The following is a 10,560-nucleotide window of genomic DNA, read 5'->3' as shown; positions in this document are numbered from 1 at the left end:
CCTCCATGCCGGTCGGCACCGGCCCTTATGCCGTGGTGCGTAACAATCAGAACCAGCTCAAGATCCATGCCTTTGAAGACTATTTTGGCTACCGGGCGCTGATCGATGAGGTGAACGTCTGGGTGCTGCCGGAAATTAGTGAAGAGCCCAATGGCGGCCTGACGCTGCAGGGCAATACCGAAAGCGAAAAAGCGGTGGAGAGTCGCCTGGAAGAGGGCTGCTATTACCTGCTGTTCGACTCGCGAAGCCCGCTGGGGGCCAACGACGCGGTGCGTCGCTGGTTAAGCTATCTGTTTCAGCCCGCCAACCTGCTCTACCATGCGGGCGAACACTACCAGGGCAACTGGTTTCCCGCCTACGGCCTGCTGCCGCGCTGGCATCACGCCAGCAACCACGCCTGCGAGAAGCCGGCGGGGCTGGAGACCGTCACCCTCACCTATTACCGCGATCACGTCGAACACCGGGTGATCGGCGGGATCATGCGCGACCTGCTGGCAGCGCATCAGGTAAAGCTGGAGATCCAGGAGCTGGAGTACGATGCCTGGCATCGCGGCGAGGTGGTCAGCGATATCTGGCTCAACAGCGTTAACTTCACCTTACCGATCGAATTCTCACTCTTCGCCTATCTGTACGAAGTCCCGCTCATTCAGCGCTGCATCCCCATTGACTGGCAGGCAGACGCCTGCCGCTGGCGCGCGGGAGAGTTTAATCCGGCCACCTGGAGCCAGCGGCTGCTGGCCGGGCAACATATCGTGCCGCTGATCCACCACTGGCTGATGATTCAGGGGCAGCGCAGTATGCGCGGCGTACGGATGAACACCCTCGGCTGGTTCGACTTTAAATCCGCGTGGTTTGCGCCGCCGGAGCCGTAAGCGCTTTCCGTCATCTGACAAAATCATTACACTAAGGCCGTTCTCAACGGGGTGCTAATAAACATACGCAATATCATTCAAGTTGCATCAAGGCAGCAAGCGGGTGAATCCCCTGGAGCATAGATAACTATGTGACTGGGGTGAACGCGCGAAGCTAACGCAGATGCGGCTTGAAGGATGAAGCGTATGGGCTGAGAAAATACCCGTCGAACCTGATCCGGATAACGCCGGCGAAGGGATTTGAGGCTCACTCAAAATCCTTTGCCACCCCTTTTTTGTGAGGTGCAAAGTGTTGAAAAAATTACTCCCGCTGCTGGCGCTGGTCGCCATGCCCGCTCTGGCTAAGCCTGTCCTCACCGTCTATACCTATGACTCCTTCTCTGCCGACTGGGGCCCCGGCCCGGCGGTCAAAAAAGCCTTTGAAGCGGACTGCGGCTGCGAACTGAAGTTCGTCGCCCTGGAAGATGGCGTTTCGCTACTGAATCGCCTGCGCATGGAAGGCAAGAATAGCAAGGCCGACATCGTGCTTGGCCTGGATAACAACCTGCTGGAAGCCGCGGCGCAGAGTAAACTGTTCGCCAAAAGCCACGTTCCTGCCAGCGCGGTCAGCGTGCCGGGCGGCTGGGATAATGACACCTTTGTCCCCTACGATTACGGCTATTTCGCCTTCGTCTATGACAAAAATAAACTGGCTAACCCGCCGAAAAGCCTGAAAGAGCTGGTTGAGAGCCCGCAGAAATGGCGCGTCATCTACGAAGATCCCCGCACCAGCACCCCGGGGCTGGGCCTGCTGCTGTGGATGCAAAAGGTCTATGGCGATAAAGCGCCCGAGGCCTGGCAGAAACTGGCGGCGAAAACGGTCACCGTCACCAAGGGCTGGAGTGAAGCCTACGGTCTGTTCCTGAAAGGGGAAAGCGACCTGGTCTTAAGCTACACCACCTCGCCGGCTTACCACATTATTGAAGAGAAGAAAGACAACTATGCGGCGGCGAGCTTCGCCGAAGGCCATTATCTGCAGGTCGAAGTTGCCGCGCGTACCGCCGCCAGCAAGCAGCCGGAACTGGCGGAGAAGTTCCTCAAATTTATGGTCTCGCCTGGCTTCCAGAACGCCATCCCCACCGGGAACTGGATGTATCCGGTGACTCAGGTCGCGCTGCCGGCCGGGTTTGATACCCTGGTGAAGCCGCAGACCACCCTGGCGTTTACCCCGCAGCAGGTCGCCAGCGAGCGTCAGACCTGGATTAGCGCATGGCAACGCGCCGTCAGCCGCTAAACCTTCGCGGGCTATTGCCGGGCCTTTTTGCCGCTACCCTGCTCTGCGCCGTCGCGCTGGCGGCGTTTCTGGCGCTGTGGTTTAGCGCCCCCGGCGCGGGCTGGCAATCAGTCTTCAGCGATAGCTACCTGTGGCACGTGGTGCGCTTCTCCTTCTGGCAGGCGTCGCTGTCAGCGCTGTTCTCGGTGGGGCCGGCGATCTTTCTCGCCCGCGCCCTTTACCGGCGTCGCTTCCCGGGCCGCACACTGCTGCTGCGCCTGTGCGCGATGACCCTGATCCTGCCGGTGCTGGTGGCGGTGTTTGGCATCCTCAGCGTCTATGGCCGCCAGGGCTGGCTGGCCTCGCTGTTTCACGCGCTCGGCTGGCAGTGGGATTTCTCGCCCTACGGTCTGCAGGGCATCCTGCTGGCGCACGTCTTTTTCAATATGCCGATGGCCACCCGCCTGCTGCTGCAGGCGCTGGAGAGTATCCCTGGTGAACAGCGGCAAATTGCCGCCCAGCTTGGCATGCGCGGCTATGCCTTCTTCCGCCTCGTCGAATGGCCGTGGATGCGCCGGCACATTCCCGCCGTCGCTGCGCTGATTTTTATGCTCTGCTTCGCCAGCTTCGCCACCGTGCTGTCGCTGGGCGGCGGCCCGAAGGCCACCACGATTGAGCTGGCTATCTACCAGGCGCTGAGCTTTGACTACGATCCGGCGCGCGCGGCAATGCTGGCGCTGATCCAGATGCTTTGCTGCCTCGCGCTGGTACTGCTCAGCCAGCGTCTGAGTAAAGCAGTGGCTATCGGCGTCAGCCATGTCCGCGGCTGGCGCGACCCTGACGATCGTCTGCACAGCCGCCTGAGCGACGGACTCTTGATCGGCGCCGCCCTGCTGCTGCTGCTCCCACCGCTGCTGGCGGTCATCGTCGACGGGATCAACCGCAACATGCTGAACGTGCTGGCGCAGCCGGCGCTCTGGCAGGCATTGAGTACCTCTCTGCGCATCGCCATCGCCGCCGGGCTGTTGAGCGTAACCCTGACGATGATGCTGCTGTGGAGCAGCCGGGAGCTGCGCGCCCGCCAGCGGCCGCTGGCCGGGCAGGCGATGGAGCTGAGCGGCATGTTAATCCTTGCCATGCCGGGGATTGTGCTGGCCACTGGCTTTTTTCTGCTGCTCAGTAACAGCGTCGGACTGCCGGAGTCCGCCGACGGCATCGTCATCTTCACCAATGCCCTGATGGCGATCCCCTACGCGCTTAAAGTGCTGGAAAACCCGATGCGCGACGTGACCGCTCGCTACAGTATGCTGTGCCAGTCGTTGGGGATTGAAGGCTTCACGCGGCTGCGGGTGGTTGAGCTTCGCGCCCTCCGGCGCCCGCTGGCCCAGGCGTTAGCCTTCGCCTGCGTGCTGTCGATTGGTGACTTCGGCGTGGTGGCCCTGTTCGGCAACGAGGCGTTCCGCACCCTGCCTTTCTATTTGTACCAGCAGATAGGCGCCTACCGCAGCCAGGACGGCGCCGTCACCGCCCTGCTCCTGCTGCTGCTCTGTTTCTTATTATTTACGCTGATTGAAAAACTTCCGGGGCGTGATGCTAAAACTCAATGATGTGACCTGGCTGTACCAGCATCTGCCGATGCGTTTTACCCTCGACGTCGCGCGCGGCGAGCGCATCGCGGTGCTCGGCCCCAGCGGCGCCGGAAAGAGCACCCTGCTGAATCTGATCGCCGGTTTTCTACCGCCCGCCAGCGGCAGCCTGCGGATCAATGGCGAGGTGCATAACGCGACGCCGCCGGCGCAGCGTCCGGTCTCGATGCTGTTCCAGGAGAATAACCTGTTTAACCATCTCACGGTTCGGCAGAATATCAGCCTCGGGATCCACCCGGGCCTGAAACTGAACCGCGAGCAGCAGGCGCAGGTGGCGGCGATGGCCGGACAGATGGGAATTGATGCGCTGCTGGAACGCCTGCCGGGCGAGCTTTCCGGCGGTCAGCGGCAGCGCGCGGCGCTGGCCCGCTGTCTGGTGCGCCAGCAGCCGGTGCTGTTACTGGATGAACCCTTCTCAGCGCTTGACCCGGCGCTGCGTCAGGAGATGCTGTCCCTGGTCGCCGATGTCTGCGAGCAGCAGCAGCTCACTCTGCTGATGGTCTCCCACAGCGTGGAAGATGCCGCACGCATCGCGCCGCGCTCGATAGTGGTCGCCGAAGGGCGGATTGTCTGGGATGGCGCCACCGCCGAGCTGTTAAGCGGCAACAGCAGCGCCTCGCATCTGATGGGCATCAGCGCGCAATAACCTTGTGCAGGATCGCCAGATAGACCGGCATCAGCGGATGGCGGCAGACCAGAGTCAGCGCCGTCGCGGCGACCACCACCATCAGCGGTGACAGCCACAGTAGTCGGCCGCGCGGCAGCCAGCGGGTCAGGCGATCGCCTGAGGTTTTCGCGCTCCGCCACAGCCGCCAGCACAGCCACCCTGCCAGCCAGGCCAGCAGCGCCGCCCCCAACAGCAGCCATTTAAAGCTGGCGCTGTTTTCATCGGCCGGAATATCAATCGCCGCCCCGGCGAGAATGCCGGGCAGGAAATAGAGCGGCGGCCAGAGCAGGCAGCCGATAATATTCGGTAGCACAAACTTCGCCACCGGCAGATCGAGCATCCCGGCGACCATCGGCACCAGCGGTCGCGTCGGCCCAACAAAGCGGCCGATCAGAATGGTGATCATGCTGTGCTGATGCAACGCATGCTCGGTCTTCTCCAGCAGGGCACGGTTTTTCTTCATAAACGACCAGCGGTGCAGCGGCTTTTTAAAGCGCCAGCCGAGCCAGAATGAGATCCAGTCGCCCAGCAGACAGCCGACAATCCCCGCCAGCCACGCCTGCCAGAAGTTAACCTCACCGCTGCCGATAAGCGCCCCAAGGCCGGCCATCATCACCGTTCCGGGTAAGATAAGCCCCACCAGCGCCAGCGACTCGAGAAAGGCCACCAGCATCACGGCTAACAACGAGTAGACCGTGGATTGGGTGATAAAGTGTTCCAGCAATGCTTGCATAATGTACCCGGTTAAAAAACGAAGCCCGGATTCTCCGGAGCCATCGCGCCCTCGTCAAGCCACCAATTGTCTTAATAGTTTACTGGCTGTGATATTTAAGCGGGTCATCATTTCACTTTCTTTACTTTTTATTCACATCCTGCACGGAATTCGCTCGGGCTGGCGCCGGTGCATTTTTTAAATACGCGCGAAAAATAGAGCTGATCTTCAAAGCCAACGTTGCGCCCGACGGTGGCGATCGGCATCCGTGTCGTGCTCAGCAGCAGTTTGGCCTGGCTGATGCGCTGATCTTCCCGCCAGCCGAGCACGCTGATCCCCAACTGCTGGCGGAACAGGTGCGACAGACGCGAGGGCGACAGGCAGACGTGCTGGGCGACGCTGGCAATATCAAAATGGCTGTCCGCCAGATGGTCGCTGATGTACTGGCAGGCGTCGCGCACCCGGTTATCCAGCGGCGGATGCAGCGATTCGTTGATCGCCTCCATGCGCCGCAGCAGCAGCTGTTCCAGCAGATTTATCGCCAGCAGTTCGGAATAGCGCCCCGCCCCCTGCCCGGCATCGACGATCTGGCCGAACAGTTCGCCAAAGCGCGCCTGCCACTGTTCATCCGGACGGAAAAAGCCGGTCTGGGCGAAGATCGTCGGCCAGTTGAGCCACTCGTGCCAGTAGGCGCGTGGCCGGAAGTAGACCCACTGGTGATACCACTCGCTGGCGTCGGGATGGCGGCCGTAGTGATGGATTTCCCCTGGCGGGAACAGCAACATATCACCCGGCCGGCAGACGAACTGCTCGCCGTGGTTGTTGATAACACCCTCGCCGCGGATCGTCAGGTTGAGAATATAGCCTTTCATGCCCAGCGGGCGGTCGATAAAGAAATCCAGGTATCCCTGCGCCTCAATCGGCGTGAGGCCGGTGACCAGATGAGCGTTAAAAGAGTAGCCCGGCAGCAGCGGATCGTTTTGCGTTTCGGCCATACGCGTGGTTCTCCCCGAAGGTATTAGTGACACCAATTGTCCATATTCATCATTTTATCGCTCTCGGCCCTGTCGCGACTGCGACGGCGGTGGGAATTTCGCTAAAAAGCCGCACGGTAAGCGAAAAAGCGCCAGCAGCGTGCATTCCACCGTGATATACCGGGTAACAAAAGTGTCTATAAATACGGCAGGAAAGTCCACATCGAATATTTGCACGGCGTCACACTTTGCGAGGTGACAGCAAAATAATCCATAAGATTAGCGAATCCGGCCTGACGGATTTTGCCGGGGATATCTACTGTTGCTGCATGAATGATTTCTGCATGGAGTAACAAGATGGCAATTGCGATTGGCCTCGACTTTGGTAGTGACTCAGTCCGCGCCCTGGCGGTGGAATGTGCGTCCGGCGCAGAGCTGGCGGCAAGCGTAGAGTGGTATCCGCGCTGGCGGGAAGGGCAGTATTGCGATGGGGCTAACAACCGGTTCCGCCACCACCCGCGAGATTACATCGAGTCCATGGAAGCAGCGCTGAAAAGCGTGCTCGCTTCGCTGAGCGCCGAACAGCGCGCCGACGTCGTGGGCATTGGCGTCGACAGCACCGGCTCAACCCCGGCTCCCGTTGATGCCGAGGGCAACGTGCTGGCGCTGCGCGAAGAATTCGCTGACAACCCTAACGCCATGTTTGTCCTGTGGAAGGATCACACCGCGGTCGAGGAAGCCGAGGCGATCACCCGCCTGTGTCACCAGCCGGGCAAAGAGGATTACTCGCGCTATATCGGCGGTATCTACTCCAGCGAATGGTTCTGGGCCAAAATCCTTCACGTCACCCGCGAAGATAGCGCCGTCGCCCAGGCTGCCGCCTCGTGGGTAGAGCTTTGCGACTGGGTACCCGCCCTGCTCTCCGGCACCACCCGTCCGCAGGATCTGCGCCGCGGCCGCTGCAGCGCCGGACATAAATCGCTGTGGCACGAAAGCTGGGGCGGTCTGCCGCCGGCCAGCTTCTTCGATGAGCTTGATCCCATCATTAACCAGCATCTGGCCTGGCCGCTGTTCACCGATACCTGGACGGCCGATGTGCCGGTCGGCACGCTGAGCGCAGAGTGGGCCCAGCGTCTGGGTCTGTCGCAGACCGTGGCCATCTCCGGCGGCGCCTTCGACTGCCATATGGGCGCCGTTGGCGCCGGGGCGCAACCTAACGCGCTGGTGAAAGTCATCGGCACCTCCACCTGCGACATCCTGATTGCCGATAAAGAGAGCGTCGGCGAGCGCACGGTAAAAGGCATCTGCGGGCAGGTTGACGGCAGCGTGGTTCCGCACTTTATCGGCATGGAGGCAGGCCAGTCCGCCTTCGGCGATATTTACGCCTGGTTTGGCCGCATTCTCGGCTGGCCGCTGGAACAACTGGCTCAGCAGCAGCCGGCGTTGCGCGAGCAAATCAAAGCCAGCCAAAAACAGTTACTGCCGGCGCTCACCGAAGCCTGGGCCAATAATCCGTCCCTCGATCACCTGCCGGTGGTGCTCGACTGGTTCAACGGCCGCCGCACGCCGAATGCCAACCAGCGTCTGAAAGGGGTGATCACCGATCTTAACCTGGCGACCGACGCGCCGGCGCTGTTCGGTGGCCTCATCGCCGCCACCGCCTTTGGCGCCCGCGCCATTATGGAGTGCTTCACCGAGCAGGGGATCCCGGTTAACAACGTGATGGCCCTCGGCGGTATCGCACGGAAAAACCAGGTCATCATGCAGGCCTGCTGCGATGTGCTGAACCGCCCGCTGCAGATTGTCGCCTCCGATCAGTGCTGTGCGCTGGGGGCGGCTATCTTCGCCGCCGTCGCCGCCGGCGTCTATGACGATATTCCCGCCGCCCAGCAGCGGATGGCAAGCCAGGTGGAAACCACCCTGCAGCCACGCCCGGCGCAGGCGCAACGTTTCGAACAACTCTATCAGCGCTACCAGCAGTGGTCGATCAGCGCTGAACAACACTATCTCCCTTCGGCTGCAAAGGCGGAAAAAGCCCCGCAATCTCAGGCAGCGCTCACCCATTAAGGATACGAAAATGACGATTTTTGATAACTATGAAGTATGGTTCGTTATTGGCAGTCAACATCTGTACGGCCCGGAAGCCCTGCGCCAGGTGACGAAGCATGCCGAACATGTGGTGAACAGCCTGAATGCGGAAGCCAAACTGCCGTGCAAACTGGTCCTTAAGCCGCTGGGCACCACCCCGGACGAGATCACCCATATCTGCCGCGACGCCAACTACGATGACAAATGCGCCGGGTTAGTGGTCTGGTTGCATACCTTCTCGCCGGCAAAAATGTGGATCAACGGCCTGACCATCCTCAACAAGCCGCTGCTGCAGTTCCATACGCAATACAATGCCGCGCTGCCGTGGGACAGCATCGATATGGACTTTATGAACCTGAATCAGACCGCGCACGGCGGCCGAGAGTTCGGTTTCATCGGCGCCCGTATGCGCCAGCAACACAGCGTGGTCACCGGCCACTGGCAGGATAAAGAAGCCCACCAGCGCATCGGCGGCTGGATGCGCCAGGCGGTCTCCAAACAGGATACTCGCCATCTGAAAGTGTGCCGTTTCGGCGATAACATGCGCGAAGTGGCGGTGACCGACGGCGATAAAGTCGCGGCGCAGATCAAGTTTGGCTTCTCAGTGAACACCTGGGCGGTCGGCGATCTGGTGCAGGTGGTCAACAGCATCAGCGACGGCGATATCAGCGCGCTGGTCGATGAATATGAAAGCAGCTACCGTCTGACCCCGGCAGCGCAGGTTCACGGCGAGAAGCGCCAGAACGTGCTGGACGCCGCGCGCATTGAGCTGGGGATGAAACGCTTTCTCGAGCAGGGCGGGTTCCACGCCTTTACCACCACCTTTGAAGATCTCCACGGCCTGAAACAGCTTCCGGGTCTCGCCGTGCAGCGCCTGATGCAGCAGGGCTACGGCTTTGCCGGTGAAGGCGACTGGAAAACCGCCGCTCTGCTCCGCATCATGAAGGTGATGTCAACCGGTCTGCAGGGCGGCACCTCCTTTATGGAGGATTACACCTACCACTTCGACAACGGCAACGACCTGGTGCTCGGTTCGCATATGCTGGAAGTGTGCCCGACGATCGCTACCGCTGAGAAACCGATCCTCGACGTCCAGCCGCTGGGTATCGGCGGCAAAGCGGATCCGGCGCGTTTGATCTTCAATACCCAGACCGGCCCGGCGATTGTCGCCAGCCTGATCGATCTGGGAGATCGCTTCCGTCTGCTGGTCAACACCATTGAAACCGTCCCGACGCCGCACGATCTGCCGAAGCTGCCGGTGGCCAACGCCCTGTGGAAAGCGCAGCCGGATCTGCGTACCGCTTCGGAAGCCTGGATCATCGCCGGTGGCGCGCACCATACCGTCTTCAGCCATGCGCTGAACCTCGACGATATGCGCCAGTTCGCCGAGCTGCACAATATCGAGCTGACGGTCATCGACAACGATACCCGTCTGCCGTCCTTCAAGGACGCGCTGCGCTGGAATGAAGTGTATTACGGTTCAAAACGCTAAGAGGCCGTCCCCTCACCCTTTCCCTCTCCCCGTTGGGGAGAGGATACCGTCAGGGCGCCATGCCGCCTTTTTCCCTCTCCCGCCGGGAGAGGGTCGGGGTGAGGGATACCCGACTCGCCTGCTATTCGGAGCACACTATGTTAGAAGATCTTAAACGCCAGGTTCTGGAAGCCAACTTAGCGCTGCCGCAGCATAATCTGGTGACCTTAACCTGGGGCAACGTCAGCGCCGTCGACCGCGACCAGGGCGTTCTGGTTATCAAACCCTCCGGCGTGGATTACCGCGTGATGACCGCCGACGATATGGTGGTCGTCAGTCTGGAGACTGGCGAGGTGGTGGAAGGCAACAAGAAGCCCTCGTCGGATACCCCTACTCATCGCCTGCTGTATCAGGCCTTCCCGACGCTGGGCGGTATTGTGCATACCCATTCGCGCCACGCCACCATCTGGGCGCAGGCCGGGCAATCCATTCCAGCGACCGGCACCACCCACGCTGACTATTTCTATGGCCCGGTTCCCTGCACCCGGTTGATGACCGATGCGGAGATCAACGGCGAATATGAGTGGGAAACCGGCAACGTGATTGTCGAAACTTTCCGTCAGCAGGGAATCGACCCGGCGCAGATGCCCGGCGTGCTGGTGCACTCCCACGGCCCGTTTGCCTGGGGTAAGAATGCCGAAGACGCGGTGCATAACGCCATCGTGCTGGAAGAGATCGCCTATATGGGCATCTTCTGTCGCCAGCTGGCGCCGCAGCTGCCGGATATGCAGCAGACGCTGCTAGATAAGCATTATCTGCGTAAGCACGGGGCCAAAGCCTACTACGGCCAATAATCACCCTGCTCGCCACCGTCTGGT

General features: G+C 60.8%; 9 protein-coding genes and 1 riboswitch. Of the genes, 7 read left to right on the top strand and 2 right to left on the bottom strand.

The window, feature by feature from the left end; genetic code table 11:
- From sgrR to thiQ, 4 genes are all read left to right on the top strand, one after another.
- On the top strand, positions 1–872 hold an 872-nt coding region (gene sgrR / locus CW267_RS18850; RefSeq protein WP_133124744.1), incomplete at its 5' end, for an HTH-type transcriptional regulator SgrR.
- Between the two features lie 37 nt (positions 873–909).
- Positions 910–1,129: riboswitch (TPP riboswitch) on the top strand.
- Between the two features lie 32 nt (positions 1,130–1,161).
- On the top strand, positions 1,162–2,145 hold the full coding sequence (thiB, locus tag CW267_RS18845; RefSeq protein ID WP_016160289.1) for a thiamine ABC transporter substrate binding subunit: 984 nt from the start codon (positions 1,162–1,164) through the stop codon (positions 2,143–2,145).
- Positions 2,121–3,731, top strand: coding sequence for a thiamine/thiamine pyrophosphate ABC transporter permease ThiP (gene thiP, locus CW267_RS18840; protein ID WP_008807456.1), 1,611 nt, complete (start codon positions 2,121–2,123; stop codon positions 3,729–3,731). The genes thiB and thiP overlap by 25 nt, the downstream gene beginning before the upstream one ends.
- Complete coding sequence (gene thiQ, locus CW267_RS18835; protein WP_032756197.1) at positions 3,715–4,416, top strand: thiamine ABC transporter ATP-binding protein ThiQ; 702 nt, start codon at positions 3,715–3,717, stop codon at positions 4,414–4,416. Before thiP ends, thiQ begins: the two co-directional genes overlap by 17 nt.
- Here thiQ and CW267_RS18830 read toward each other — a convergent pair.
- Together CW267_RS18830 and araC are read right to left on the bottom strand one after the other, a co-directional pair.
- The gene (locus CW267_RS18830) at positions 4,403–5,170 is read right to left on the bottom strand and encodes a DedA family protein (RefSeq protein WP_008807458.1); all 768 of its coding nucleotides are present in this window, start codon (positions 5,168–5,170) and stop codon (positions 4,403–4,405) included. The two genes, thiQ and CW267_RS18830, sit on opposite strands and share 14 nt — an antisense overlap.
- A gap of 128 nt (positions 5,171–5,298) precedes the next feature.
- Positions 5,299–6,144, bottom strand: coding sequence for an arabinose operon transcriptional regulator AraC (gene araC, locus CW267_RS18825; RefSeq protein ID WP_004204301.1), 846 nt, complete (start codon positions 6,142–6,144; stop codon positions 5,299–5,301).
- Between the two features lie 336 nt (positions 6,145–6,480).
- On the opposite strand from araC, the gene araB reads away from it, so the two are divergent.
- From araB to araD, 3 genes are all read left to right on the top strand, one after another.
- Positions 6,481–8,190: a ribulokinase gene (gene araB / locus CW267_RS18820; RefSeq protein WP_012542869.1), complete on the top strand. Its 1,710-nt coding sequence runs from the start codon at positions 6,481–6,483 to the stop codon at positions 8,188–8,190.
- A 10-nt stretch (positions 8,191–8,200) separates the two neighbouring features.
- On the top strand, positions 8,201–9,703 hold the full coding sequence (gene araA / locus CW267_RS18815; RefSeq protein WP_008807461.1) for an L-arabinose isomerase: 1,503 nt from the start codon (positions 8,201–8,203) through the stop codon (positions 9,701–9,703).
- 137 nt (positions 9,704–9,840) lie between these two features.
- Entirely contained in the window at positions 9,841–10,536 is a 696-nt protein-coding gene (gene araD, locus CW267_RS18810; RefSeq protein WP_012968949.1) for an L-ribulose-5-phosphate 4-epimerase, read from the top strand.
- The last annotated feature ends 24 nt before the right edge of the window (positions 10,537–10,560 follow it).

Origin of the sequence: Klebsiella sp. X1-16S-Nf21 (assembly GCF_002837615.1) — a bacterium.
Taxonomy (GTDB): domain Bacteria; phylum Pseudomonadota; class Gammaproteobacteria; order Enterobacterales; family Enterobacteriaceae; genus Klebsiella; species Klebsiella variicola.
The sequence above is the reverse complement of the archived record's forward strand: the minus strand, read 5'-3'. Positions and strand labels throughout refer to the sequence as shown.